24 protein-coding genes and 2 pseudogenes are annotated in these 26,789 nt (G+C 63.6%); 7 read left to right on the top strand and 19 right to left on the bottom strand.

What is annotated here, in order from left to right:
- The 5 genes and pseudogenes from D6B98_RS06900 to D6B98_RS06920 all read right to left on the bottom strand — a co-directional run bounded on the left by D6B98_RS06900 (nt 1) and on the right by D6B98_RS06920 (nt 4,908).
- Nucleotides 1-603 (bottom strand): papain-like cysteine protease family protein, encoded by a 603-nt coding sequence (locus D6B98_RS06900; RefSeq protein WP_126256179.1) that lies wholly within the window; start codon nt 601-603, stop codon nt 1-3.
- 112 nt (nt 604-715) lie between these two features.
- Nucleotides 716-1,549: a phosphatase PAP2 family protein gene (locus tag D6B98_RS06905; RefSeq protein WP_205680461.1), complete on the bottom strand. Its 834-nt coding sequence runs from the start codon at nt 1,547-1,549 to the stop codon at nt 716-718.
- Nucleotides 1,550-1,598: 49 nt separating this feature from the next.
- The gene (locus D6B98_RS06910; protein ID WP_164718447.1) at nt 1,599-3,329 is read right to left on the bottom strand and encodes an adenylate/guanylate cyclase domain-containing protein; all 1,731 of its coding nucleotides are present in this window, start codon (nt 3,327-3,329) and stop codon (nt 1,599-1,601) included.
- A gap of 743 nt (nt 3,330-4,072) precedes the next feature.
- Nucleotides 4,073-4,285 (bottom strand): hypothetical protein, encoded by a 213-nt coding sequence (locus D6B98_RS06915; protein WP_205680462.1) that lies wholly within the window; start codon nt 4,283-4,285, stop codon nt 4,073-4,075.
- Between the two features lie 205 nt (nt 4,286-4,490).
- A pseudogene (locus D6B98_RS06920) lies at nt 4,491-4,908 on the bottom strand (hypothetical protein).
- A gap of 270 nt (nt 4,909-5,178) precedes the next feature.
- Between D6B98_RS06920 and D6B98_RS41895 the strand changes: the two are divergent.
- Nucleotides 5,179-5,718 (top strand): annotated as a pseudogene (locus D6B98_RS41895) (ABC transporter substrate binding protein); the annotation flags it as partial.
- A 78-nt stretch (nt 5,719-5,796) separates the two neighbouring features.
- Here the strand turns inward: D6B98_RS41895 and D6B98_RS06930 are convergent.
- From D6B98_RS06930 to D6B98_RS06950, 5 genes are all read right to left on the bottom strand, one after another.
- The gene (locus tag D6B98_RS06930; RefSeq protein WP_126256183.1) at nt 5,797-6,567 is read right to left on the bottom strand and encodes an amino acid ABC transporter ATP-binding protein; all 771 of its coding nucleotides are present in this window, start codon (nt 6,565-6,567) and stop codon (nt 5,797-5,799) included.
- A gap of 38 nt (nt 6,568-6,605) precedes the next feature.
- Entirely contained in the window at nt 6,606-7,301 is a 696-nt protein-coding gene (locus D6B98_RS06935; RefSeq protein WP_126256184.1) for an amino acid ABC transporter permease, read from the bottom strand.
- Nucleotides 7,298-8,092 carry an amino acid ABC transporter permease gene (locus D6B98_RS06940; protein ID WP_126256185.1) on the bottom strand — a complete coding sequence of 265 codons (795 nt, stop codon included), beginning with the start codon at nt 8,090-8,092 and terminating at the stop codon, nt 7,298-7,300. The genes D6B98_RS06935 and D6B98_RS06940 overlap by 4 nt, the downstream gene beginning before the upstream one ends.
- Nucleotides 8,093-8,172: 80 nt before the next feature.
- Nucleotides 8,173-9,081 (bottom strand): amino acid ABC transporter substrate-binding protein, encoded by a 909-nt coding sequence (locus tag D6B98_RS06945; protein WP_126256186.1) that lies wholly within the window; start codon nt 9,079-9,081, stop codon nt 8,173-8,175.
- A 21-nt stretch (nt 9,082-9,102) separates the two neighbouring features.
- On the bottom strand, nt 9,103-10,263 hold the full coding sequence (locus tag D6B98_RS06950; protein WP_126256187.1) for an aminotransferase class V-fold PLP-dependent enzyme: 1,161 nt from the start codon (nt 10,261-10,263) through the stop codon (nt 9,103-9,105).
- A 180-nt stretch (nt 10,264-10,443) separates the two neighbouring features.
- Here D6B98_RS06950 and D6B98_RS06955 point away from each other — a divergent pair, with 180 nt between their 5' ends.
- On the top strand, nt 10,444-11,244 hold the full coding sequence (locus tag D6B98_RS06955; RefSeq protein ID WP_126256188.1) for an IclR family transcriptional regulator: 801 nt from the start codon (nt 10,444-10,446) through the stop codon (nt 11,242-11,244).
- Between the two features lie 199 nt (nt 11,245-11,443).
- On the opposite strand, the gene D6B98_RS06960 is transcribed toward D6B98_RS06955, so the two are convergent.
- The 5 genes from D6B98_RS06960 to D6B98_RS06980 all read right to left on the bottom strand — a co-directional run bounded on the left by D6B98_RS06960 (nt 11,444) and on the right by D6B98_RS06980 (nt 17,823).
- Nucleotides 11,444-13,378 carry an AI-2E family transporter gene (locus tag D6B98_RS06960; RefSeq protein WP_126256189.1) on the bottom strand — a complete coding sequence of 645 codons (1,935 nt, stop codon included), beginning with the start codon at nt 13,376-13,378 and terminating at the stop codon, nt 11,444-11,446.
- 296 nt (nt 13,379-13,674) lie between these two features.
- Nucleotides 13,675-14,853, bottom strand: coding sequence for an MFS transporter (locus D6B98_RS06965; RefSeq protein ID WP_126256190.1), 1,179 nt, complete (start codon nt 14,851-14,853; stop codon nt 13,675-13,677).
- Nucleotides 14,854-14,907: 54 nt separating this feature from the next.
- Nucleotides 14,908-16,095 (bottom strand): MFS transporter, encoded by a 1,188-nt coding sequence (locus tag D6B98_RS06970; protein ID WP_126256746.1) that lies wholly within the window; start codon nt 16,093-16,095, stop codon nt 14,908-14,910.
- Nucleotides 16,095-17,456, bottom strand: a complete 1,362-nt coding sequence (locus tag D6B98_RS06975) for an NAD(P)-binding domain-containing protein (RefSeq protein WP_126256191.1) — start codon at nt 17,454-17,456, stop codon at nt 16,095-16,097. Before D6B98_RS06975 ends, D6B98_RS06970 begins: the two co-directional genes overlap by 1 nt.
- A 49-nt stretch (nt 17,457-17,505) precedes the next feature.
- Nucleotides 17,506-17,823 (bottom strand): ArsR/SmtB family transcription factor, encoded by a 318-nt coding sequence (locus tag D6B98_RS06980; protein ID WP_126256747.1) that lies wholly within the window; start codon nt 17,821-17,823, stop codon nt 17,506-17,508.
- Nucleotides 17,824-17,945: 122 nt separating this feature from the next.
- On the opposite strand from D6B98_RS06980, the gene D6B98_RS06985 reads away from it, so the two are divergent.
- From D6B98_RS06985 to D6B98_RS07005, 5 genes are all read left to right on the top strand, one after another.
- The gene (locus D6B98_RS06985; protein WP_126256192.1) at nt 17,946-18,308 is read left to right on the top strand and encodes an ArsR/SmtB family transcription factor; all 363 of its coding nucleotides are present in this window, start codon (nt 17,946-17,948) and stop codon (nt 18,306-18,308) included.
- Nucleotides 18,301-18,828 (top strand): arsenate reductase ArsC, encoded by a 528-nt coding sequence (locus D6B98_RS06990; protein ID WP_126256193.1) that lies wholly within the window; start codon nt 18,301-18,303, stop codon nt 18,826-18,828. Before D6B98_RS06985 ends, D6B98_RS06990 begins: the two co-directional genes overlap by 8 nt.
- On the top strand, nt 18,828-19,529 hold the full coding sequence (locus tag D6B98_RS06995; RefSeq protein ID WP_126256194.1) for an aquaporin: 702 nt from the start codon (nt 18,828-18,830) through the stop codon (nt 19,527-19,529). Before D6B98_RS06990 ends, D6B98_RS06995 begins: the two co-directional genes overlap by 1 nt.
- Nucleotides 19,526-19,927: an arsenate reductase (glutaredoxin) gene (gene arsC / locus D6B98_RS07000; RefSeq protein ID WP_126256195.1), complete on the top strand. Its 402-nt coding sequence runs from the start codon at nt 19,526-19,528 to the stop codon at nt 19,925-19,927. The genes D6B98_RS06995 and arsC overlap by 4 nt, the downstream gene beginning before the upstream one ends.
- A gap of 126 nt (nt 19,928-20,053) precedes the next feature.
- The gene (locus D6B98_RS07005; protein ID WP_126256196.1) at nt 20,054-20,461 is read left to right on the top strand and encodes a GFA family protein; all 408 of its coding nucleotides are present in this window, start codon (nt 20,054-20,056) and stop codon (nt 20,459-20,461) included.
- Nucleotides 20,462-20,799: 338 nt separating this feature from the next.
- On the opposite strand, the gene D6B98_RS07010 is transcribed toward D6B98_RS07005, so the two are convergent.
- The 4 genes from D6B98_RS07010 to D6B98_RS07025 form a co-directional block, all read right to left on the bottom strand.
- Nucleotides 20,800-21,270, bottom strand: coding sequence for a DUF411 domain-containing protein (locus tag D6B98_RS07010; protein WP_245481285.1), 471 nt, complete (start codon nt 21,268-21,270; stop codon nt 20,800-20,802).
- A 73-nt stretch (nt 21,271-21,343) separates the two neighbouring features.
- A complete protein-coding gene (locus D6B98_RS07015; RefSeq protein WP_126256198.1) occupies nt 21,344-21,955 on the bottom strand; it encodes a class I SAM-dependent methyltransferase in 612 nt (203 codons plus the stop codon).
- A gap of 179 nt (nt 21,956-22,134) precedes the next feature.
- Entirely contained in the window at nt 22,135-25,326 is a 3,192-nt protein-coding gene (locus D6B98_RS07020; protein WP_126256199.1) for an efflux RND transporter permease subunit, read from the bottom strand.
- On the bottom strand, nt 25,323-26,744 hold the full coding sequence (locus D6B98_RS07025; protein WP_126256200.1) for an efflux RND transporter periplasmic adaptor subunit: 1,422 nt from the start codon (nt 26,742-26,744) through the stop codon (nt 25,323-25,325). The genes D6B98_RS07020 and D6B98_RS07025 overlap by 4 nt, the downstream gene beginning before the upstream one ends.
- Nucleotides 26,745-26,789 lie beyond the last annotated feature (45 nt).

Here is a 26,789-nt window from a genome sequence, read left to right on the forward strand (position 1 = left end):
CTAGTCAGGAGCCTTTGTGAAGTAGGAATCCGTCCAAACACCGCGCGCGTGCTGGTACCGTGTGCAAAATAGGTCATAGTTGATCTCGGGTGTCGGGCCGTAAAAGGGATCCTCAAGAACCAAACTGTCAGTATCCGGCAGATATCCAACTATCGCCAGGAAGTGCGCCCCTCCATTTCCACCGGACCAAACCGTGCGTACACAAAGGGGCCGGCCTGCGTTGATCTCCTGCTGCACGTCGATTCGTGTCGCGCGGTGGTCGAGGGCCAATTTACCGAGGCAACCGACTTGGTTGAGTGGTGACCCAAGCGTGTGCGGCACATCGAATTCCAAATTCGGAACGCCGCAAGCGAAATCGCAGCAATCTTGCCGGTTAAGCACGAGATTGGCGATGAGGCACTGCGTGAATGGACTGGCCTCATCGTAAAAACCCGAGACGCTGGCAGCGACGGCTGCCCAGCACCAGTAGGTGTGACACTGTTGCTGCATCGTAAAATTGGGATGCAGCGCCTCGGTTGTCGTCTCCAGCTCCGGCTCCTCATAACCCAGGTCCAGCGGAATCCGCGTTCTGTCAATTACGGAAACTTCCTCCAACTCGCCCATGGCAATCCCCTCGAGGCTGGAATCGATAAGTCAATTTCAAGTACTGCTCGTCGCTTGGTGCTTCGTCGCACAGTCAAGGATGCAACTTCAGCGGCGCGGCGTTGGACTCCGTTCAGTGCTCTTTTTTTGCAGCATCGAGCACCGCGCTAAAAGTGGCGCAATCCTTGAGGTACGGAAACACGGATTCAGCAATTTCCTTCCCAGCAACGGTGTCACTTGAGTAGTGGACGCCGGCGATCTCGCGATTCTTTCCGATGCGCGCGGCCAGTGCCATCAGTGCGCTCTTAGCGCCGGGCATAATCTCTCCCAGCGACAACGCCATCAGGTGGCCCTCAAGCGAATGTCCGCTTGGATAGGAGGCGTGCCAGGGAGAGGCAATCATTGGGAAAAGCGCTGGACACACCTGTTGCGGCCGCCCACGATTGAACTTGAGCTTATAATAGACGGCGACCATCAGCCCGACATGGTCAGCCATCTCAATGATCTTGATCGTATTGGGATGCGCCGACGGCGAGAGCATGAGGACCTGCGCAAAATAGCCGACGAGTCTGACGTCCTGGTCAATGATCTCATTTGCCAAATCGTCGCGATCATCCATCGCCGGCCCAAGAAGATCCTCGATTTCCGCAAAAATGACAGCGTGATTGGTCGGCGGCCCCCTGACATCTATGCTTTGCCAATCAGTTCTGCCGAATTCGGCCAATGCTATCTGAGCAAAAAAGTCAGGCCGCCAAGCGGATTCGGGGAATGTCGCTTCGTAATTCAAGCGGTCAGGCTGGATGGAACACAGGCCCTCGAAGATTGGGAAGGGACGTGGGGGGACTCCGCCGCCGACGTAGCCGCCGCTCACTGAACCGTTGCCGCCACCACCACCGCCGCCACCGCCACCGCCGCCACCGCCACCGCCACCGCCACCACCGACTCCGCCGCCTTCGACATCAGTCATAGTTGCTCTCCATCGTGGGGCTAACAACCTGAGCCGGGCTCCTGCCCCTTTAATCCGGCAGCCCAGCTGCTCTTAAACGCTCCACATACAATGACCCCTGAGGCTCCTTGAACGGACAACGGCGTGCGTAGTCCGATACCCTAAAGGCGGGCAAGATGTGCTTGTGGTGCAGCGACACTTGCCGCGCCTCATCCATGCGACCAACAGCGACCAGGCTGGCGGCCAAGACTCGTGCGGCGTTTCCAAAACGCGGACTGAGGTTCAAAGACTTTTTCGACCAGCGGATGGCATCATCAAAAGCTGCGTTCAGATAATGATTTTGGCCGAGCAGGCAGAAATTGAAAAACGCCTGTTGGCCAAGCGGGGACAGCCGGATCGCGCGTTCCGCCCGGGCAATTCCGGTTAGAGCATCGCCGATGAATCCGGGAGTCCCACTACTGAACACCCATGCCCACGAGTTGCTGGGGGATACGGCGAGAGCACGCTCACACAGATCCAATCCGCTGTCGTAGTCGCGAAAGAACATGCTCTTTCCGTGCCCCTGTATCGCGAGCGCGAGAGCGTTGTGCGGGTCTCTTTCGATGGCGCAATTGGACAGCCGGATCACCTCAGCCGAATCCGCATCGAAATCTACCGACCAGCCCTCTGCGATGTTGAAATTGTGCCATTTCGCAGAATACGCGTACGGTGCCGCGTACTCAGGGTCTTCCTCTATGGCCTTCTCGAGCAGTCCCCTGGCTTGCGAAAAGCTCGCGAAATCAAATTTGTAGAGCAGGTCAAGCGCACGGAGGAGATAGTCATATGCGTTCAGGCTCTTGGGAGGCTTTCGCAGCGCACGTTTGACTTCGGCCCGGCGGACATATGCGGCGATTTTCTCGACGATGCGAGTGGCGATTTCATCCTGTACACCGAAGACCTCCGCGAGGTCCGTGTCATAATTTTCCGCCCACACTACGGCGCCGGAGGTGACATCGACCAAATCGACCGAGAGCCGGATCCGCTTCCCCGACCGGCGAACGCGACCGCTGACGAAATAGCGAACTCCGAGCTTTTCGCTCACCTCAATGGGATCGATCATTCGCCGCCGAAATGGCATCGTCGACCCACGTGATACGACCAGGAGCTCCTGAATATTGCTCAAGCTTACAATAATGTCTTCGACGAAGCCTTCAGCAAAATAGCTGTCGCCAACCTCCGAGGAGATATTCGTGAATGGAAGAACAGCTATGGAAGGTAACTTGGCGCGCCCCGTGGCTTTGCTGGAAGCGCCAAGCACTGTACTGCGGTCTACTCCCGGCATGAGGAGGAGAAAGGCATGAACAGGCCGTGACAGGTTCTTGAGATGGAGTTCGCCCAAGTCGTCGAACTTGAACTCGCTCAGATCCGAGGCCACCCGCAGAAGGACAGAGGAGACCACAACGCCGCCAGCGGGAGCGACGGATTGCAGGCGTGCTGCGATATTGACGCCATGTCCATAAACATCGTTCAGATCAAAGATAACTGGCTCCCAATGGACACCGATGCGAAAAGCGATGCGGCGCTCGGGAGGTTGCTGAGCCTCAAACCCAGTGACTTCCCGCTGCAGCTCAGAGGCGCAGCGGAGGGCGTCCCGCGGGCTCTCGAACACCGCAACGAAACCATCACCAGTATTTTTAACAATCTCGCCTCTTCGACTAACCAAGGCGGGGTCTATTACGCTGACACGAAGGGTCCGATAACGACTATGCGTCTCGACCTCCGCAGCTTCCATAAGCCGAGTGTAGCTGACCACGTCAGCCACAAGAACGGCTCGGAAAGGTCTTTCGAACTCGGGGACAGCGCTTATTGAGGGATCAGAGTCCTGCTGCGCACAACTGCTCAACGTCGTCACACCGCCGTCATTGGCAGTGTTCGGCGAGCATGGAGCAACGTTCGAAGGCACTGATTTCATTGATCCTCGCGAAGAATGTCGCGCTCGTTGGCGGATTCAACAATCTCGCCTAACAAGCCTCGTCGTTTGAACCAATCGACAATAGGCTAGACGCAATTTCATCGGGACGCTACCGAAATCACACGCGAGGGCTGAAGCGTAAAGTAACACCGATACAACCACTGGCGGTTGAAAGTGGACGGCTTGCCTTCAGGAGTGTGGTGTCACGGAGGGGAAGTGGCGGCGCAGCGCGCGCCAGGCGAAGCTGGCGAGCTCCAATTCGGCGGTCAGGAGGAACGTCGGCTCCATGCCGGCAGGTCTAGCGGGGCCTTCGCCTGGGCGGCTGTCTGCCGTACGCAAGCACCGCGCTTGTGCGCGCCTACCAAGCCCCGAGCCATTAGGACGACAATCGCAAGAGACGAGCCGCAAGTGACCATCACGGTATAGCATTCGGGCGTGTTCATTGTGGCATCCCCTGCCATCCCCGCTTGTTTAGTTATTGCGACGTCGAGGACACCCCCACTCGCGGCCGCTTCGATTCGGCGCGCCGTTGCTGATTTCGTGCTGCGGGTCCGTGCTAACGCGGGGGCTCGTAACCCCAGCGCCTCCGGACGTCAGCGCACGAATTTGAAGTGGGCAACCGCCGCCGAAGCGATCGTGAACAATGCCGAAGCGATCCAGATCGGCACCAGCACGAAGATGGCTAGCGCGCCCTGCCCACAGGCACCGCACCCAAACCAAAACACGATGGGAAAAAGACAGAGCAGGATGACGACGGCAAAATCCCGTACTGAGCCAAACGCCTCTTCTTCCCCATCGCGCACCAATGAGCCATGGCACGGCGGGAAAGCCGAAGGACAGAACAGCCAGGGAATTCACGAGAACGTCGAACATGATCTCTGCCTGATCGGCATTTCGATAGCGCTCCCGACCTGCGCGGTCGGCCGATCTTATGCACGGCTCTTGGTCGTCAGCACTCGGCGGATGGTTGAAGCTCAGACGACAAGCGCCCTTGTCATCGCAGCGCCTGGACTAGCGCTCCTCGGTCGGATGCACCCATTTGTAGGGCGTGATGCTTTGCGTTGCGGTCAGCTTGATCATGTGGATGGGCGGTGCGGAACGTCCCTTTGGCACGATCGGCATTTGAGCAAGGCTTCCAGATCGGCGTATGGCGCGGCCGACGGATCGCATCGAGCGACAGGCTCGCGCGCGTCTTGCACCTGTAGCATTCGACCTCGAGCCAGCCCATGCCGCCGTTGAGGCATTGCGCGATCGTCGGTGAAGGCTGCGAGGGGCCGCCGTAACCTTCCATGCGGATCGACCAGGCTTCGGCCTCGGCGCGATCGACCTCGCGGACCGCCTTCCTCGCTTCCTCGCGCGCGTGCCTGGCGGAGATTTCCGCCCCCATGATCCAGCCGCTCCAGATGACCTCGCGTGATTTGGTGCCCATGCCGCGACCAATGCGAGGCCAGCGAGCGTTGGCAAATTATCGATCGCTAGTAGGTCAAGCGTGCGGTTCGATACTGCGGATCGTGGGTGTGGACAACCGACGGCGCAGATTCCCCGGCGAAGCCGTGGCGCCGACGACGGCAGAGTGCCACCATCAGAAGTCGCAGCGCCTGCGCGGGACCATTCGGCGCGGGTTGAGGGGCGCCACAAGCCGCTGGCGGGATTCCAACGGCATGTTAGCAGCACGTTTTTCAAGTTCATGAGCAACGTCATGCATCGCACAATCTCTCGTCGCGTGGCGCTTATCGGCTGCTTGGGTTTGGCAACGCAGAATGCGGTTGCGCAACGATCCCGGACCTGGCGCGTGGCCTATCTGGTGTCTGGAAGAGCCTCGGCCACGGCTCCCCTCATCAAGGAGGCGCTCCGCTCCCTCGGCTACGAAGAAGAAGGCAAGAATCTCGTTTTTGATGTTCGCGACGCAAATGGCCGTTATTCAGAGCTTCCGGAACTGATGCAGCAGCTTCTCCAATTGAAGCCCGACGTCATCATCGCCGAGGCTACTCCGGCGATAGCCGCCGCACAGAAAGCCACATCGACCATTCCCATCGTCATGTCGCCATCGACGGATCCGATCGGCTCTGGCTTCGTGAAGAGTTTCGCCAAACCCGGCGGCAACATCACCGGCGTCGCCAACATGTTCGGCGACCTCACCGCCAAGACGCTCGACATCGTCCGGCTCGTATTCCCGAACGTCGCAAGACTCGACGTCCTGACGTCCAAGAACCCGACACATCCCGCGCTCTATGAGGTTGCCCGCGACGCTGCAGCGAAGATCGGGATCTCGGCGGAACGCTATATCGCACCGAACCCGGAAGAAGGTCGCCCTCGATCAATGAATGATCTGGCCGAGGAAATCCCTTGCCCGCTCCGTGCTCGGCGCGCGGAAGAAGGTTTCGGGATCGGCTTCCTCGACGATGGCGCCGCGGTCCATGAAGACCACCCGGTCGGCGACTTCGCGGGCGAAGCCCATCTCGTGGGTCACGCAGACCATCGTCATCCCGTCCCGCGCGAGCTCGACCATGATGTCGAGCACCTCCTTGACCATCTCGGGGTCGAGCGCGGAGGTCGGCTCGTCGAACAGCATGATCTTCGGCTGCATACAGAGGGCGCGCGCGATGGCGACACGCTGCTGCTGGCCGCCAGACAGCTGTCCCGGATATTTGTTCGCCTGATCGTGGATGCGCACCTTGCGCAGGAAACCGAGCGCGCGCTCGTGCGCCTCGGCGCGCGACAGTCCGCGCACCTTGATCGGCGCCAGCATGCAATTCTCGGCGATCGAGAGATGCGGAAACAGGTTGAAGCTCTGGAACACCATGCCGACCTCGCGGCGGACGTTGTTGATGTCCCCCATCCGGTCCGTCAGCTCGACGCCGTCGACGACGATCCGGCCGGCGTCATGCTTCTCGATATGATTGATGCAGCGGATCAGCGTCGACTTGCCCGAGCCCGACGGACCGCAAAGCACGATCTTCTCCCCTGCCCTCACGCTGAGATTGATGTCGTTCAGGGCCGTGAAGCGCCCGAACCGCTTCACCACTCCCTCCACGGCGACGATGGCCTGCGGTCGGCTCGTCTCGTCCACGGCGGTCTGCTGAACCATTTTCGTCTCCCAGGGGACAGGATGTTTCGTCTGATTGCTTATCGACGCGCGCCGGCGATCGCATAGCGCTTGCGCAGGAGCGCGACGCCTTGCGAGGCTGCCGAGCTGATCGCGAGGTAGACCACGACGATCACGAGGTACATCTCGACGAGACGGCCGTTGAGCTGCGCAAGCTTCGAGGCTGCGCCGAGCAGGTCGGTGAGCGAGAGCACGTAGACCAGCGAGGTGTCCTGGAACAGGATGATGGTCTGGCTCAGGATGATCGGGCTCGCGACCCGGAGCACCTGCGGCAGGATCACGCTGCGATAGGTCTCGAAAGTGGACAAGGCAAGCGCCTGGCACGCCTCGAACTGCCCGCGGTTCACGGCGCGCAGGCCGACGCGGATGATCTCCGAATAGTAGGCCGCCTCGAACAGGCCGAAGGTGATGAAGGCCGTCCAGGTGGCGCCGATCGGAACGGGGCCGCCGCTTCCGCTGAGGTGACCGAGCACGATCGGCACCAGGAAGAAGAACCAGAACAGGACGAGGATCAGCGGGATCGAGCGGATCAGGGCGATGTAGCCGCGCACGATCCTTGCGATCACCGGCACCTCGAAGTGCTGCAACAGCGCAAAGCAGGTGCCGAGGACCATGCCGACCACGAAAGCGACCGCGGTGAGCGCCAAGGAAAACAGCAATCCGGACCAGAGATAGGGCCAGGCCTGCAGAACGATCGAGAAATCGAGGCTGTTCATTTCGCGATCTCCATCCCCGCGGGCAATGAGCCGGCCTGTTGAACCTCCTCGGCGAGATTCGGTGCGATATCGTCCTCCGTCCGCGTCGTGCCGGGGATGCGCACCGCCCTGTCGATCAGCGCCATGCCCTGATAGGCAATCAGCGCCAGCGCGAGGTAGATCAGCGTTGCAGCGCCGAACGCCGTGAAGGTCTGGAACGTCGCTTCGCTGATCTGGCGCGCCTGGGCCGTGAGCTCCATCAGCCCGATCGTGAGGGCGACCGAGGTGTTCTTGTAGATGCCCATCACCTCGCTGGTGAGGCTTGGCACGATCAAACGCAGGGCCTGCGGCACGATGATGTGGCGATAGGTCAGATACGCGCCGAGCCCAAGCGCACTCGCCGCCTCGGCCTGTCCTTTCGGCAGGGCCTCGATCCCCGCACGGACCTGCTCGGCGATCCGGGCTGCGGTGTAAAGCCCGAGGCAAATGAGCGCCGGAAAGAACGATCCCCAGGGCGGCGGAATCTGCTTGATCGCATTTCCGAGAGTCGTGGGCAGTATCTCCGGCAGGACGAAGTACCAGAGGAACATCTGCACCAGGACGGGGATGTTGCGGAAGATCTCGACATAGAGCCGCGCAAGCGCCGCGACAGCTCGGTTCTGCACGGTGCGGCCGATGCCGACGACGATCCCGAGGGCAAAGGCGATCCACCAGCCGAAGAAGGCCAGTGCCAAGGTCCAGCCGAGGCCCGACAACAGCCAGTCGATATAGCGCTGGCCATCCGCCGTCTGTTCAAAAAGCACTGCGAACATGGCCAACCTCGAAGCTCCGGATGCGAGAGAGGATCAGCGTGCCAATGAATCCCGGTTGAAACCCCGGTCCTTGTCTCCGGCTAGTCGACCGCGTCGCTGGGATGGGCGATCCGCTGCTGCAGTTCGTCCGTCAGCGGAAATGCGAGATTCTCGCCCTTGGGCGGAATCGCGCGGGTAAACCACTTGGCGTAAGTCTTTTCGAACTGGCCCGAGGCCATCTGCTTCGACAGGACGTCGTCGACGAGCGCCTTGAAGCCGGTATCGCCCTTCGTGAACATCAGGCCATAATAGATCTTGGCGTAGCCCTCGGGGAGAAAGATCAGCGCATCCGGCTTCGCAGCGGCGGCCTTGAGGCCGGCGAGCAGGATATCGTCCTCCATGAAGGCGGCCGCACGGCCGGTATTCAGCATCAGGAAGGATTCGGCGTGGTCTTTCGCCTGGACGATGTTGAAGCCCAGCTGCTCCTTGGCGTTGACGCCCTGCGCAAAACCGACCGCGTTGGAGCCCTGGGTCACGACGATGGTCTTGCCCTTGAGATCGCCCGCCGTCTTCAGGCCACTATCCGCCTTGACCAGCCAGCGCGGCTGGCTGACGAAAGTGGCGACCGAGAACGAGACCTGCTCCTGCCGCTTCCTGTCGTTCGCCGTGCCGCCGCACTCGATGTCGATGGTGCCGCTTTGAATGAGCGGGATCCGGTTGGACGAGTTCACCGGCGTGTATTTGACAGCGAGATTGGGCAGGTTCAGCTCCGTCTTGACCCTCTCGACGATCGCCGCGCAGAGATCCAGCGAGAAGCCGATCGGCTTTTGATCGGGACCGAGATAGGAGAACGGAATGGAAGCCTCGCGGTGACCGATGGTGATGGCCCCGCTCGACTTGATCCTGGCGAGCGTCGGACTGTCGGCCGCGATCGACGGTGCAGCAAAGGCGGCGGCGGCCGCGAGGCCGGACAGAACGCCCCAGACACGCGCAAAACCATTCATGTGCATCTCCCCTCCAATAAAAACAGTCTAGGCGGCCCTGGATGACGGCTTCACGCCGCGCCGCTTGATGACGTCGATCAGGCGATCGACGTCGGCGAACGAGTTGAACATTCCGAACGACACGCGAATGCCGTCGCGCTCCGGCGATACGCGAATGCCGTTCTGCTCGAAATGGCCGAGCCATTCGGCGGCAGGAAGCGCGATAACGTAGATGTGCGGCGCGCGGTGCCGCCGCTCGCGCGGACCGACGAGGCGCACGTCCAGCGCATCGAGGCCGGCGATGAGATGATCGCCGAGATCGAGACAATGGTTCTGAATGTTCTGCACGCCCAGGGCTTCGATCATGTCGAGCGAGGCGCCGAGCGCGTGGATCGCCGGAAGATTGAAGTTGCCGAGCTCGAAGCGGCGCGCGCTCGCGGCGGGCTCGAGCCCGTCGGGCCGGGCGATCAGATCGGCCGGGACCTCCGCAAGGCTGGCGGCGGCGAGATAGGCGGGCTCGAGCTCGGTCCTGGACTTGTCCCAGACCAGCAGGCCAAGCCCCTGCGGCACGAGCAGGCCCTTGTGGCTGCCCGATCCGATGAAGGTCGCGCGCATTGCCCTGGCGTCGATCGGCACGACGCCGATCGCCTGCATCACGTCGACGATGAAATAGAGCCCCTTCTCCGCGCAGAGCGCGCCGATGCTTTCGACGTCGAAACGATGACCGGCGTGGAAGGTCACCTGCGACATCGAGATCGCCCGGGTCTTCTCGCCGAGATGCGGACGAAGGCTGTCCGCGTCCACGACTTCCGTCATCGGCGCAAAATCGACCGTCACGCCCTTGCGTCTCAGATTGAGGAAGGCATAGGCGTTGTTGGGATGATCGCCATGGATCATCAGCACCCTGTCGCCGGCGCGCAGGGGCAGCGCGTTGGCGGCGATGTTCATGCTTTCCGAGGTGTTCTTGGTGAAGGCGATCTCATCGGCCGTCACTCCGAGAAACCGCGCCAGCCTCGCGCGGGTCTGCTCGACACGGTCAAGCCACACGTTTTTCGGGCCGGCGGTCTCAAGGCCCTCGCGGAGGAAGAGATCGATCGCCGCCTTGACCGGCCGCGCCAGCGGCGTCTGGAAACCGGAGTCGAGATAGGTGATGCGCTCGACGGCCGGAAATTCCTTCCGCACGGCATCGACGTCGTAATGGCGAGACATCCCATTCTCCCGATCAGCGCACCCGGCGGGGCCGTGGACGGCACTGCACAAATCCCAATCACCTGTCGGCAACGCCAACGATATGGGCAACCCACTCAAGCGGTCCAGATTTATTTTCATATTTCAATAGTATTCATTCCGAAAAATGATAATTAACTCGCGCCGAGGGAGGAAAGAAGAATGCCTGAGATCAACGCCGATGGACCGCTCGACCGGGCATTCGCCATCGTTGGCCATGTCGCTGGCCAGGTCAGAGCCGTTTCGGTCGCGGAGATCGCCAGCGCACTGGCCCTCCCGCTGCCGACCGCGCATCGTCTGATCGGCAATCTCGAGCAGCGCGGGCTTCTGCAGAAGGCGTTGGGGACAAAGCGCTACGTGGTCGGCAATCAACTGGTCACGCTGTCGGCCAAGGTCATCGGCGCGGCCTTCCGCACCGCGCGCCGGCACGCCGTGCTGCGCGCCGTGGCGGCCGAGATCGGCGAGCAATGCGAGATCGGCGTCGTGCGGGACAACGTCGTTGCCTATGTCGACAGTGTCCGCGTGTCGCAGCCGCAGGGGCTGCAGTTCAATCCGGGCGAAGCGGCGCCGCTCCACTGCACCTCGACCGGCAAGATCTATATGAGCCGGCTGCCGCAGCGGGCGCGTGAGAAGCTGTGCCGCGCACTTGCGCTCACCAAGTACACGCAGACCACCATCGTCGATGTCGAAAACCTGATGAAGGTTCTCGACGAGACCCGCAAGCGCGGCTGGGCCAAGACCAATGAAGAATACGTGCAAGGGGTGGTCGGCTGCGCCGTGCCCATCCTGTCTCCGGACCGTGAGCTGATCGCCTGCCTCGGCGTCTCCGTTCCCGTGGCCCGCGTCAGCTTCGCCGAGCTGGACCGTTTCATCGCGCCGCTTCAGAAAGCCGCCGCGCTGCTCTCGGAGACCATCCTCCAGGTTGACGAGGACGGTGCGGACGATGGATCAGATCGTCTCTAGCTCCGCATCGCCCGCCGCGCACAGCAGCGCCAGTGGATTCAGCGTGATGCCGGCCGCGAGCACGACGAACACCAGCATGCCGGGGCCGTCGTGTTGGAGCCGATCACGAGCGCGACGCAAGCCGACGCATCGTTTCGGCGCCAATACAGCAGCGCTCAGCTTTGATACGTCGGGCAAAGCACCGGCACCGGTCGAACTCTTACGCTGCAGCCGTCGGTGAGTTCTTCAGCCCGAGGGCCTCGCCCGCCGACCCCGTCAACCCCGTTGCCTCGATGCACAGCCTGACGGCCTCGCCGATGCTCGTCGCAACGAGGTCGGCTTTGGCGCTCTCCCGCAGCAATTCCAGCGCAGCAGCGTCAATGTCTTTGACCCAGCAGCCCAGAATGATGGTTGCCTTCGGCAATTTTCGCCTCAGACGCCGGACGGAATACCGCATGTGTGCCGCACTGCGGGCATCGAGATAGACCAGGCAGATCATTGCGACTCCCGTCGTGTCGAGGCGGAAGACATTCGTCGTGGAAAGCGATTCCGGCCCTTCGACTCGTGCCGCGAGGCCATGCTCCGTCGACAGCTGGGCCAGCATGATCGCGGCCGCCTCATCGATCAGGCTGCGCCCGGCCACGCAAAGGACGGGGTGCTCACCCTGCCAATCCAGCGGGAGGGTTTCCCTGCGGAGATAAGGCAAGCGTTCATTGACCGCATTTTCTGCAACGGCTTCCACCGCCGACCATGCTTCGGCGTCGCTGGTTGAATTGCTCTTCGCCAGCGGCCGGTCGTCCTGATCGGAAAGGTCGCTGGTAAACTCGCTGACGGCGTCCCGGATCTTGGTAAGACGCTCCTGGTCAAGTGCATCGCGTTCGGCGTCGGCTTGCGCCAGCTGCAAACCCTTCAGGGCGACCTCGTCATAGTACGATGCCAGCGAACGCTCTTTCAGAAACTCTTCGGCTTTTTCGGCCGCTTCCGTCGGGTCCCCCGCCAGCATCCGTTGATAGAATATTTCCGGAGGAGAAAGCGCTGGCCGGTCGCCGAACATGACGTCGAGAAATTCCAGTCGCTCCACGTGCCGTCCGAGAACCACGAGGCAAACCGTCAAGGGAGTGGCGAGGACGAGCCCGATCGGGCCCCAAAGCGCTGTCCAGAACGTAGCCGATGCGACTACGGCAATGGGCGAAAGCCCCGTGCTGTGACCGTAAACCATCGGCTCGATGACATGGCCCACCAACGGTTCCACAACAAGAAATAGGGCGAGAGTCCAAAGCAGCATCGACCAGCCGGGATCGACGGCGACCGCCAGCGCCAACGGGAATGCGGCCGCGATAACGGCGCCGACATAGGGGACGAAGCGAAGCGCAGCCGCGAGGATGCCCCAGAGAATCGCGCTTGGAATTCCGATGAACCACAGGCCGGTGCCGATCACCACGCCGAAACCGCCATTCAAGACGAGCTGGGTCAGAAACAGCCTGCTGAGCCGGCTCGCGGCATCGTCCAGTGCAGCCGTCGTACGCTGCAAATCCGACGAACCGGCCAGCCGAATAAAGCGATTACGAAGATCCTCGCGCTGAATGAGAATGAAGATAACGAAAATAATGATGATGCCGGTGGTCGCGAGCGGATGAACGAGTGGGGAAATCAAGGTCCGCAGGCTTTCCAACGCGCCGGGATCCGGCTGGCGTACTTCGACCGGCACCGGGGGCGCGAAGGCATTCGAGCCGGCTATCGTGCCGATCTTGGGCGCAGATGCGGCGTCTTTCGGTTTATCGAGCTCCTTGCCGAGATCCTTCAGCATATCGGAAGCACGCTCCAGCGTGCCCCGCCCCGCTCTGGTATCTCGAAACGACTGGATCTTTTCGCTGATCGTCGATTGGTAGCGAGGAAGGTCACCGGCGAGTTGCGTCAATTGCGCGGCGAGAAGGCTTCCTATGGCAAAAATAAGCATGAAGGCAGCGACCACCACGCTCACGACTGCCAGTCCCCGCGGGACATGGATACGCTGCAATATTCCGACCAGTGGCGCCAGCACGAAGCTGAGGAGAATAGCCAGCGCGACGGGCACGAAGATATCCCGGCCGAAGTACAGCATCGCGATAATGATGACGCTGAGAATCGCTGTCGCCACTGCACCAAGCAGCGCCATCAGTTCCTCGGTGGTGCGTGGTTTGAAAGGCTGTCTCGCTACAGGCCTCATTTTCCGTCCCTGTCCCCGTCGTCCGCTGAGCGCATATTCATTTCAGCTGCAAGGGCGCAGGACGACACTGCATGGGACAGCCGCTCAGGGCACTCGTCCATACGGTCTTCATGAGCGGGGCCCTATTTGCGGCCGCGCCGTGGCACGCCAACCGGTCTGCCCTGAAAAGGTTCCTGACTGCGGGTCGTGATCACACGCACGCGGGGACTCTACACGCTGGTGTTTTCATGTTGGAGCGGGTGCGCTCACGATGGCCGCTTGCCGGAATGCCCTCTCCGCGCCCACACCAGCGCCAGTGGCCCCAGCGCAATGCCGGCCGCGAGCACGATGAACACCAGCAGCCAGCCGCTCGCGCTCTGCGGACCGCCAGCGATGTCGAGCGCGACGCCGGTTCCCCAGGCGCCGAGCGCCGACAAGCCGAAGCCGACCGTCGAATGCAGGGCCAGGGTCGCGCCGCGATGCTCGGAGGTGGCCGCCGCCGACATGCCCGCGGTCAACGCACCTGAATCAGCGGGCACGGTCAGGCCGTAGATCATCAGCAGCAGCGCGAGCAGCCATGCCGGGGCCGTTGCGTTGAGGCCGATCGCCAGCGCGACGCAAGCCGACGCGATCATCACGACCGTGATGGCGCGATGCCGTCCGAATTTCAGGGCGGCCTCGTTGCCGAGGATGCTGGCGGGCATCGAGATCACCGCGAAGCAGAAGCTCATCAGCACCGGCGTCATCCAGGACGGCCCACCCTGATGCGCAACGATGAAAGTCCAGAACCCGACCAGCCAGGTGCGAATGCCGTAGAGCTCGAAGCAGTGGGCGCCGTAACCGAGGATGTAGCCGAGCGCCTCGCGATTGGCGAGGACGGGTGCGAAGTCGAGAAGACGCCCGGACTTCGGCGCCGGCCGCCGTCCCTCGATCAGGAGGCACGCGAGCACCATCGCGATGGGGCCGACGCCGGTGACGTAGAACGCGGTCCGCCACCCCCAGCGATCGGCGAGGATCTGCGCAACCAGGAACGACAGGCCGACGCCGACCGAGAAGCTCGACGTGTACAGCGTCACCGCCCGCGAGGTGTCGCCGGCGGGCAACCGATCCGTCAGCGCCTTCAGCCCCGGCATATAGGCGCCGGCGAAGCCCAATCCTGCGAGCGACCAGATGATGGTGCCCGACCAGAACCCCTCGGCGAAGAAGCCGAAGGCGGCGGTCGCAAGCCCGCTGACGATGGAGCCGCAGAGTAGCACGATCCGCGCGTCGATGCGATCGGTCAGCGTCGTCAGCACCGGGACGGCCAGCATGTAGCCGAACGCATAGCCGCTCGCCATCAACCCGCCTTCGGCGGCGGACAGCCCCCATGCCGGCATCAGATGCTGCGCCAGATTCGCTGACAGCGTCACGTGCGGCAGCAGATTGCCGAGCTGGCCGATGCACATCGCCGCAATCAGCGGTCCCCCGCTCAGGCTCCGAATGCTCTCCTCCCGTCGGTCCTATCTCGTCTGATCAGCACGCAGCATCAGCAGTGCGAAAAATGCGGAGATCGAGGCCAGCGCGCTGATCCATAGCGCGCTGCTGCCAAAATGCTCCACCATCACGCCGAGTGCGAGTGGCGCGAGCGCGCCGGTGGCTCGCGAAGGCAGCGAGATCATGCCGACCCGCCTGCCGAATCCTGACGGGCCGAACAGTGCCAGCGGAAGCGTACCGCGGGCAATGGTGATGATGCCGTTGCCTGCGCCATACAGCACCGTGAAAGTTGATGCGAGGAAGGGACCGCCCATGACCAGTGCGATCACACCGATCGGATTCATGAGCATGGCCAGCCTTGCCGACAGCAGCGGATGAAACCGGCCGAGCCATCCTGCTTCCAGTAGGCGGGCGCCAACCTGGGCCGGCCCCACCAATGCTCCTGCAATCAGGGCCTGTGCCGGCGTTGCGCCGAACGCAACCAGCATGGCCGGCAGGATTGCCGAGACACCCGAGCTGACGAAGCTTGCCGCCGCGAACATGTAAGCCAACAGCACCATCGCGAAGGTCTCGCTCTGCCGTCCGGATCCCCGGCTAGCGCCTGGATCCGGCCGATGCGGCTGGTCTAGTGGAATGGCGCGCGGCAGCGACAGATTGAGTGGGAGCGCAAGGCCAAGATGAATCACCGCCCAGACCTGGCAGGCCACGCGCCAGTCGTATTGCGAAGCGAGCCAGGTCGTAAGCGGCCACCCGAGGGTGCTGGCGAAACCGGCAATCAGGGTAATTCCGGTAATCGTTCGTCGCGCATTGCTGCCATAAATGCGCGCAAGCGTCGCAAAGGCCGCCTCATACAGGCCCATGCCCATGGCAATACCGAGCAATATCCAGGATGCGATCAGCACCACCACGCCATGCGCCACCGAAAGGAGGAGCAGGCCTGCCACAAAAACGAGATTCGAAACGGCAAGCAGGCCGCGCCCTCCGAACGTATCGATAGCGTGCCCGACGCGCGGGCCGAGCAGCCCGGAGATGACGAGCGCGGCCGACAGCGCACCGAACACGTGTGTCGGCACAAGACCGAGATCGCTAGCAATTGGCGCCGCGAGGATGGCCGGAAGATAGTAGCTCGATGCCCACGCAATGGTCTGCGCGGTTCCGAGCGCGAGAACAACAGCGAGCGGCCGCGCAGTCCCGGCCGCAGCGAGGCTGCTCATCAGCAGCCGCACCCGGCGCGGCCTGCCTTCCTGGCTTTTTCGTCGGCGGCGCAGCAGGCTGACGTCTCCTCCTGCGCCGGACCGCCACAGCATCCCACCGCACTTGCGGACTCCACCCCGCCGCGCGTGCAGACGCCGGTCTCCGGCAGCACGAGCTCGACCCGAGCGGCAGCCTTCTTGTCGCCGGCAATGTCAGCCGCGATGGAGCGCACCTGCTCGTATCCGGTCATCATCAGGAAGGTCGGCGCACGGCCGTAGGACTTCATGCCGGCAAGATAGAAGCCCGGCTCGTCGTGCGCTAGCTCGCGCGCGCCGTGCGGACGAACCGTGCCGCAGCTGTGCTCGTTGGGATCGATCAGCGGCGCGAGCGCGACAGGCGCCTCGATGGCCGGATCGAGCCGCAGCCGCAGCTCGGACAGGAACGACAGATCGGGGCGAAAGCCGGTGGCGACGACGAGCTCATCCGCGACCACGCTGCGCGCACCGCTGCCGCTGCCAGTCGAAATCCTGAGACGGCCTTCGGACTCCGAGAGGTGAGTGACACCGAATTGGCTCTCCACCCTGATCTTGCCGGCGGTCACGAGTGCGGCGAAGGCGGAGCCCAGTTCGCCGCGCGCGGCCAGCTTGTCGTTGCGGCCGCCGCCGAAAGCCTTGGCCGGATCGGCGCCGCGCAACAACCAGATCGCTTGCGTGCCCGGCACCTCGCCCGCGAGCTGCGCGAGATCGATCAGCGTGCCGACGGCGGAATGGCCGGCACCGAGCACGGCGACGATCTTGCCGGCATATCTGGCGCGATCTGTGCCCCGCACGTCCGGCATGCCATAGGCGATGCGGTCGGCGCGCTCGCGCTCGCCGATCGCGGGCAAGCCGTTGCTGCCGGCGGGGTTGGGGGAGAACCACGTGCCCGAGACATCGATAACGGCATCGGCGCGCAGCACCTCGGGACCCCTGCCGTTCTGATAGCGGATCTCGAACGGCGCCCGGTCCCTGCCCTTCGTTGTTGCCTTGTCGAAACCGGCGCGGCTGATCGCCGTGACGCGGCTCGAGGTTCGGATCGTCTCGCGCAGCGGCGTGCGCGTTGCGAGCGGCGTCAGATAGCGGTCGATCAGCTCGCCGCCGGTCGGATAGGACTGCGGGTCCGGCGAATTCCATCCCGTCGGCGCGAGCAGGCGCGCCGCGGCCTTGTCGATATTGTATTCCCATGGCGAGAACAGCTGGACATGCTGCCACTGGCGGATCGCGTGCGCGGCTTCAGGTCCGGCCTCCAGCACGATGGGCGACATGCCGCGTTCAAGCACATGTGCGGCGGCAGCGAGGCCGACCGGCCCTGCCCCGATGATGGCGACCGTCTTGGCGTTCATTCCAGCTTCTCCCATCTTTCTAGAATCATCGAATAAGTTCGCAAGAAAATCACGCCGCGGTTTGCGCTGCCTTGCATCCGGTTTCGTCGGCGCAGCATTCCGCCGCCAGGAAGGCGAGGAGGCCGCGCATCGCGTCAAAGTTCGCGTGGCAGATCAGCGTGGTCGATTCCCTGACCTGGCTGACGAGTCCGACCGCAACCAGGGTCTTGATGTGATGCGACAGCGTCGAGGCCGGGATCTTCAGCTTCTCCTGCAGGCGGCCGACGGGCATGCCCGCGTGCCCGGCCCGGACCAGGGCCCGGTAGATCTGGAGCCGGGTTTGATTGCCAAGGGCTTCCAAACGTGCTGCTGCGTCGGCGATCTTCATGATGCTCATGCTGCACCTGTTCGCACGCCCCGTCAAACCATATTTCTAGAATATTCGAATTATAGTGGGCCGGCGACGCGATTCAGGTTGACTCGGCCCATTAGTTCCATAAATCTGGATGTATGGAAAATGAAGAAGCCATCCTCGCCCTCGCCGCGCTGGCCCAGCCGACCCGCCTGGAGGCGTTCCGGACGCTGGTGAAGCACGAGCCCGACGGCCTTGCCGCCGGCGACCTCGCCCGCCTGCTCGAGGTTCCGCAGAACACGCTGTCGGCGCATCTGGCGATCCTGAGCCGAGCGCGCCTCGTGTCCTCCGAGCGGCGCAGCCGCTCGATCGTCTACCGCGCCAATCTCGGCGAATTCCGCGACATCGCGGTGTTCCTGTTGCGCGATTGCTGCGGCGGACGTCCCGAGGTCTGCAATCCCGTCGTCGAAACCCTGCAATCCTGCTGCTCGCCGAAACGGAAGGAGCGAAGCCGTGCCTGACCAGATCTACAATGTCCTGTTTCTATGCACCGGCAATTCGGCGCGATCCATCCTGGCCGAGTCGATCCTTCGCAAAGACGGCGCCGGCCGCTTTCGGGCCTTCTCCGCCGGCAGCACGCCGAAAGGCGCAGTGCATCCGCTGGCGCTGCGCACGCTTGAGACCCTGGAGTACCCGACCGACGGAATGCGCTCGAAGAGCTGGCTCGAGTTCGCCGCGCCCGATGCGCCGGTGATGGATTTCGTCTTCACCGTTTGCGACAACGCCGCCGGCGAGTCCTGCCCGATCTGGCCGGGCCAGCCGATGACAGCGCACTGGGGCATCGAGGACCCTGCCGCCGCCAAAGGCACGGATCTGGAGAAGCAGGCGGCGTTCGTCACCGCGTTCCGCTATCTGAGGAACCGGATTGATACGTTCGTGAGCCTTCCGCTGCGGAGCATTGACAACCTCTCGCTCGGCACCAAGCTGCGTGAGATCGGCCGCGCAGACGGCGCGACACATCCGACGCCGAAGGCCGGCTGATGGAGAAGTTCGATCTTTCGCGGCGGCTTGCCGCCGAAGCGCTCGGCACCGGCATTCTCGTCACCACGGTCGTCGGGTCCGGCATCATGGCGGAAACGCTGACCAAGGATGTTGCTCTTGCGCTGCTCTGCAATACCTTGCCGACCGGTGCCATTCTGGTGGTGCTGATCACCATGCTCGGTCCGATCTCCGGCGCGCATTTCAATCCGGCGGTCACGCTGGTTTTCGCCGGCAAGCGCGAGCTGCCGGCGACCGAGGCCGCGTTCTACGTGGTCGCGCAGGTCGCCGGCGGCATCGCGGGAACCCTGGCCGCGCATTTGATGTTCGGACTGCCCCTGCTCGAGCTCTCGACGAAGGTCCGAACCGGAGGGCCGCAATGGTTCGCCGAGGCCGTCGCCGCCTTCGGGCTGGTGGCGACGATCCTGGCCGGCATCCGGTTTCAGCGGAATGCGGTGCCCTGGCTGGTGGGCCTTTACATCACGGCGGCCTATTGGTTCACGGCTTCCACGTCGTTCGCCAATCCGGCGGTGGCGATTGCGCGATCACTGACGAACACCTTTGCGGGCATCCGCCCCACCGACCTGCCCGGCTTCATCCTGGCCGAGCTTTGTGGAGCGCTTGCCGGCATGCTGCTGATGAACTGGCTGCTGGGACGCGGCGAGGCGCGCGGCCCGGTTCCAATCGCGGAGACAAGTCGATGAGCGTCACGATCTATCATAACCCCGCCTGCGGCACCTCGCGCAACACGCTGGCGATGATCCGGCAGAGCGGCGTCGAGCCCGTCGTGATCGAGTATCTGAAGACGCCGCCCTCGCGCGAGACGCTCAAGCAGCTGATCGAGAAAATGGGGGTGCCGGTCCGCGCGCTGCTGCGCGAGAAGGGGACACCGTACAAGGAGCTCGGCCTCGACGATGCCAAATGGTCCGACGACGAGTTGATCGATCAGATGCTCGCACATCCCATCCTCATCAACCGCCCGATCGTGGTGACGCCGAAGGGCGCGCGCCTGTGCCGCCCCTCGGAAGCGGTCGTCGATCTCCTGGATCATCCCGTCGGCCGCTTCGTCAAGGAAGACGGCGAAGTGATCGAGGCGCGATAGACTGGCTTCGATGGCAGCAGCTGTCACGCGACAGTAGGACGCAAGCGCAAAACCGATTGCGCCGTTGATGCCGCAAATCTCGAGAGCTATCGATCGGCAACGTCAATACGCGATCGGGAGAGACGCATGAGCACCATCACCGGCGGCTGTCACTGCGGCGCAATCCGTTATGAGGTCGAAGGCGACGCGATCGTGCACGCACTGTGCCATTGCCGCGATTGCCGGCTCCACGCCGGCGCTCCGGTCGTCGGCTGGACGATGTATCCGGAGAGCGCCGTCAAGGTGACCAAGGGCGAGCCCAGGATCTACAGCTCGTCGGAACACGGTCGGCGGCATTTTTGCGGCAATTGCGGCACCGGCCTGTTCTACTTCAATGCCAGCCTGGTGCCCGGAATGATCGACATCCAGAGCGCGACCTACGACGATCCCGAGGCCGTGCCGCCCATGATGCACATTCAGGTCGCCGAGCGCCTGCGCTGGATGCAGCACGCGCACGAACTGCCGACGTTCGAGCGCTATCCGCCGCAGCCGTAGCGGCGGAGGATGACACCGGCTCTTTTGGCGTCATCCAGGGCAGGTATGACTCGTGGCGGCGCCTGCGTGCACGCCTCGTCCTTCGAGACGGCGCTGACGCGCCTCCTCAGGATGAGGCTCAACGGCGTCAGTGCCCGTTGAAGCTGCTGCCGCGCACTCCGCCCTCATCCTGAGGAGCCCGGCTAAAGCGGGCGTCTCGAAGGATGGCCGCAGAGAAAAGCTCTCATATGCGATAGCCCTGGTCATCGGAGGATTGGCAACGTTCGGCTCGTGCATCAGTTCATCGATGGTGGCGCAGCATCGCCGGACGCGTACCCGCGCAGCTCGCCATATCCAGCTCAACCGATCACCTGCGAGCCGATAAAGCGCATGAATGGCCTTTGACCATCGGCACCGAACAGCACGACCGTGTAAGGCTCCGGCTTGCCGCCTTCCATCCCGGGCGATCCGACCGGCATGCCCGGCACAGCGAGCCCTTTCGCAATGGGGCGCTCCGAGAGGAGGCGCCGCACGGCTGCGGCCGGCACATGTCCCTCGATGAGATAACCTGCGACCTCCGCCGTGTGACACGCGGCCAGGTCCGAGGGGATGCCGAGACGATTCCGAACCGCGTCGAGATCGGCGGTCTCCTCCACCTGGACGACAAATCCTGCGTCCCGGAGATGCTGCACCCAGCCCGCGCAACAGCCGCAGCTCGGATCCCTATGCACCGTGATGGTGGCTTCTTGGGCCTGCGCCGCAACGGCAGGCCTGGCCAGCACTGCCGCCACTGCCGCCGCCATCAGCCCTGCAAGTGACCGACGGGTCATCACATGTCCGCGTTCCCTCATCTTCGGATTCCTTTCTTCATCGCTGGATCTCAAGGCCGGAGCGTCGCAGGCATCAACGGGGGCTCGCCTGGCCCTCGTACATAAACGTCATGGGCTTCAGCCCGTTCATATAGCCGGTGCGCATCTCGTCGATGCGAAAGCCGTTGCGAGTCAAGACGTCAGCGATGTCCCGGTTGAGATGACAACCGCCCGAGATGCGCATCCATGCGGGGGTCAGGCGATCTTGCCACCAGCGCACGTTCGGTTCGGGCGCGCGGCCATGCTCGACGAAGATCAGCTTCCCTCCCGGTTTCAGCACCCGCCGCGCCTCTGTCATCGCGCGATCGACGTCCGGAATGCTGCACATGGTCCAGGTCGTCAGGACCGTGTCGATGCTGCGGTCCTCGATCGGCATAGCCTCGGCCGAAGCTTCAACGAGATCGACCGGAGTCTCCAGATGCGGCGCGTGTCGCGCCATCTCGAGAAGCCTTGGAGCGGGCTCGAGACCCACAAGCTGCGTCACCGTAGCTCCGTAGAACGGCAGGTTGCGGCCGGACCCGACGCCGATCTCGAGGACCCGGCCCTGGGCCGCGCGGGCCGCGCGTTGCCGGTAGGGCGCAAGTTCCTTATTCCGCATCGCAAGGTCGCAAAGCCGTGGCAGAATGACGTCGTTGTAGAAGCCCATGCGCGCATCTCCTGGCATCGCCACTCGGCGGTCTTACTGATCTCTTCAGGTGCGGCAAAGATCACGTCCGCACGTTCGCCTCATGCCAGCGCCGTCCCCAATATTAGCGCGATGACGACCAATGCGGTGATCAATTCCATCGGCCCAACGTCTCTGACAGCCGTTCGACATGACTGACCTCATTCGGCGGACTGCAGCACCCGCAATCTCGGACTGATCGGCTTTGTCATTTCGGTCGGTTGTCCCTTGTCCTCGGCCTCGGGCGGCAGGTGGAAGCCCTTGACTAGCCCGAAGATCGCCGGGATCACGATCAGCGTCAGCAGCGTCGATGAGATCATCCCGCCGATCATCGGCAGCGCGATGCGTTGCATGATCTCCGATCCGGTTCCGGTGCTCCACATGATCGGCAGCAGGCCCGCCATGATGGCGACCACGGTCATCATCTTGGGCCGGACGCGCTCGACCGCGCCCACCATGATGGCGTCGTGGAGATCGGCCCGGCTGAAGACCCTGCCCTCGCTGTCGCGCCTCGCCTTCATCTCGGCCAGCGCGTGATCGAGGTAGATCAGCATCACGACGCCGGTCTCGGCGGCGACGCCGGCGAGCGCGATGAAGCCGACCGCGACGGCGACGGACAGGTTGAAGCCGAACCACCACATCATCCAGATGCCGCCGACCAGCGCGAACGGCAACGACAGCATCACGATCAGCGTCTCGGTCAGCGCCTTGAAATTAAGGAACAGCAGCAGGAAGATGATCGTCAGCGTCACGGGCACGACGATCTTGAGGCGCGCTGCCGCGCGCTGGAGATATTCGTACTGGCCGCTCCAGACCACATAGGTGCCGGCGGGAAACTGGATGCTCTCCGTCACCGCGCGTTGCGCATCGGCGACGTAGCTGCCGATGTCGCGGTCGCGGATGTCGACATAGATGTAGGTCGCGAGCTGGCCGTTCTCGGTCCGGATCGAGGTCGGCCCGCGCGCCGGCTCGACCTTGGCGACCTCGCCGAGCGGCACGGCGCCGCCTGCCGGCATCGGCACCAGGATGTCGCTGGCGATCGCCTTGGGATTGTCGCGCAGGTCGCGCGGGTAGCGCATGTTCACCGTGAAGCGCTGCCGGCCCTCCACGGTCGTCGTCACCGTCTGGCCGCCGAGCGCGGCGGCGATGGTGTCCTGGACGTCCTGGATCAAAATGCCGTAGCGCGCGAGCGCCTCGCGGTCCGGGACGATCTCCAGATAATATCCGCCGATGCCGCGCTCGGCATAGGCCGAGGAGGTGCCCGGCACGGTCTTGATCACGCGTTCGACCTGCCGCGCCAGCCGGTCGATCTCGACGAGGTCGGTGCCCATGACCTTGACGCCGACAGGGGTGCGGATGCCGGTCGAGAGCATGTCGATGCGCGCCTTGATCGGCATGGTCCAGGCGTTGGAGACGCCGGGAAATTGCAGCGCCTTGTCCATCTCCGCGATCAGGCTGTCGACGGTGACGCCGGGGCGCCATTGCTCCTTCGGCTTCAAGTTGACGATGGTCTCGAACATCTCGGTCGGCGCCGGGTCGGTCGCGGTCGCCGCCCGCCCCGCCTTGCCGTAGACGGAGGAGACCTCGGGGAACGACTTGATGATGCGGTCCTGAATCTGCATCAGCTCGGCCGCCTTGGTCACGGAGATGCCGGGCAGCGTCGTCGGCATGTAGAGCAGCGTGCCCTCGTTCAGCGTCGGCATGAACTCGGTGCCGAGCTGGCGGGCCGGCCAGATGGTGACGGCGAGCACGACGAGCGAGGCCAGGATCACCAGCGTCTTGGCGCGAAGCACGCCCTTGATCACGGGGCGGTAGATCCAGATCAGGAAACGGTTGATGACGTTGCGGCCTTCCGGCACGATTCGGCCGCGGACTAAGATCACCATCAGCGCCGGCACCAGGGTGACGGACAGGAGGGCCGCAGCGGCCATCGCGAACGTCTTGGTGAAGGCGAGCGGGCTGAACAGCCGCCCTTCCTGCGATTCCAGCGTGAAGATCGGCATGAAGGACACGGTGATGATCAGCAGGCTGAAGAACAGCGCAGGGCCGACCTCAGAGGCCGCGTCGATCAGGATCTGGACGCGCGACTGATCGGGCTTGGCGCGTTCGAGGTGCTTGTGGGCGTTCTCGATCATGACGATCGCGGCATCCACCATGGCGCCGATCGCGATCGCGATGCCGCCCAGGCTCATGATGTTCGAGCCGAGGCCGAGCAGCTTCATGGCGCCGAACGCCATCAGCACGCCGACCGGCAGCATCAGGATCGCGACCAGCGCGCTGCGGACGTGGAGCAGGAAAACGATGCAGACCAGCGCGACGACAATGCTCTCCTCGAACAGCGTGTGCTTGAGCGTGTCGATCGCCGCGTAGATCAGGCCGGAGCGGTCGTAGACCGGGACGATCTCGACCGATTTCGGCAGGCTGCTCGCGATCTCCTTGAAGCGCCTTTTGACGTTCTCGATGACGTCGAGGGCGTTGACGCCGAAGCGCTGCAGCACGATGCCGCTTGCGACCTCGCCCTCGCCGTTCAGCTCGGTGATGCCCCTGCGCTCGTCCGGTCCGAGCTCGACATTGGCAACGTCGCGAAGCAGCACCGGCGTGCCGTTGCTCGTCTTCAGCACGATGTTGCCGAGATCGTTGATGCTCTTGATGTAGCCCTTGCCGCGGATGACGTATTCGAACTCGGCGAGCTCGACGGTGCGCCCGCCGACATCGGCGTTGCTGGCGCGGATGGCTTCACGGATCTTCTGCATGCTGATGCCACGATCGCGCATCCGCTGCGGATCGAGCACCACGTTGTACTGCTTGACGAAGCCGCCGATGCTGGCGACCTCGGCGACGCCTTCGGCCTTGGCCAGCGCGAACTTCAGATTCCAGTCCTGGATCGTGCGGGTGTCCGCGAGATTCAATTCCTTCGACAGGACCGCATACTGGTAGACCCAGCCGACGCCGGTCGCATCGGGACCGATGGTCGGGCTCACGCCGGCGGGCAGCCGCGACGCGGCGCCGTTCAAGAATTCCAGGACGCGCGAGCGCGCCCAATAAATGTCGGTGCCGTCCTCGAAGATCACGTAGACGAACGACACGCCGAAGAACGAGAAGCCGCGCACGACCTTCGATTTCGGCACGGTCAGCATCGCCGTGGTCAGGGGATAGGTGACCTGGTCCTCGATCACCTGCGGCGCCTGGCCGGGATATTCGGTGTAGACGATGACCTGGGTGTCCGAGAGGTCCGGGATCGCATCCAGCGGCAGATGGATCAGCGCATAGAGACCGGCCGCGGCCGCAAAGCCGGCGCCGAACAGCACCAGCAGCAGGTTTCGCGCCGACCAGGCGATGATGCGGGCGATCATTTGTGCTCCCCCGTCGCATGGCCAGGTGGGGAAGCCTGAGGCGCCGCCTCGGCAAAGCCCTTGAGCGCCGCCTTCAGATTGCTTTCCGCGTCGATCAGGAAGTTGGCGGATGTGACCACCGCCTCGCCATCCGCAAGTCCCTCCCGCACCTCGATGTAGCCGCCGCCGCGCCGGCCGAGCTTCACCTCACGCGGCTCGAAGCGCCCCTCGCCCTTGTCGACGAGGACGGCCTGACGCGTGCCGGTGTCGAGCACCGAGCTATCCTGGATCGCCAGCACGGGCGCGCCATCGGCTGTGTCGATGTCGGCATCGACGTACATGTCCGGCAGCAGCGCCGCATCCGGATTGGCTAGCTCGATCCGGACGCGAACCGTCCTCGTCTCGCGGTTCACCTGCGGATAGACCACGGCGATCCTGCCGCTGAAGATACGGCCGGGAAAGCTCCGCGCGCGCACCGCCACGGACTGCCCCACCGCGATATTGCCGAGATCGCGCTCGGCGACGTCGACCAAGGCCCAGACCAGCGAGATATCCGCGATCCTGAACAGCACGTCGCCGGGATTGGCGCGCATGCCTTCGATCGCGCTGCGTTCGAGCACGATGCCGTCGCGCGGCGCCGACCAATGGATGGTGACGGGCGCGACGCGCGTCTTCTCCATCTCGGCGATGACAGGCTCGGGGACGTCGAGATTGACCAGCCGTTGCCGCGAGCCGCGGCCGTACATCTCGACGCCGCCCACCGTCTTCGAGGTGATGGTCGCGAGATATTCCGCCGCGGCGGAGGCGACCGCCGAACTGTAGATCTCCATCAGGGGCTGGCCCGCCTTCACGCGCGTGCCGGTGGTGACGTCGGCGACCTTCTGCACGAAACTCTCGGCGCGCATCGCGATCACCGAGACGCGACGCTCGTCGAGCTGGATCGTGCCGGGCGCCTTGACCGCGACGCGGATCGCGCGCCGTTCGACCGGCTCGGATTTCACGCCGGTGCGCTGGATCTTGCCTGGCGAAAGCTTCACCGTGCCGTCGTCGACCTCGTCGCCTTCGTAGACGGGAATATAGTTCATCCCCATCGGATCCTTCTTCGGCACCGGCGAGGTGTCGGGCAGGCCCATGGGATTGCGGTAGTAAAGGATCTTTCGCGATGACGCCGCCTGCGCCGGCTTCGGCGCCGCCGCGGCAGCCTGATCGTCGTCGTAGACCGGCAGATAGTCGCGGCCGCGGTCGTCCTTCTTCGGAGCGGCGGACCAGAACGGCGCGCCGCTGGGATCGCGGTAATAGAGCGGAGCCCGGTTCGCCTGGGCCGCAGCCGGGGTCGCCTCGGCATGAACCGACCAGCTCCCCTCGTTCGAGAACCAGTACGCGCCTGAGGCGATGCCGCCGCCGAGCGCGAGAATCGTCAGGAGACGCAGCGTCTTCATGGTGTGTCTTCGCGCGCCGGGCGCGCGTCCATCTGAGTGGAACGG

This window comes from Bradyrhizobium sp. LVM 105 (assembly GCF_003957705.1).
GTDB lineage: Bacteria > Pseudomonadota > Alphaproteobacteria > Rhizobiales > Xanthobacteraceae > Bradyrhizobium > Bradyrhizobium frederickii.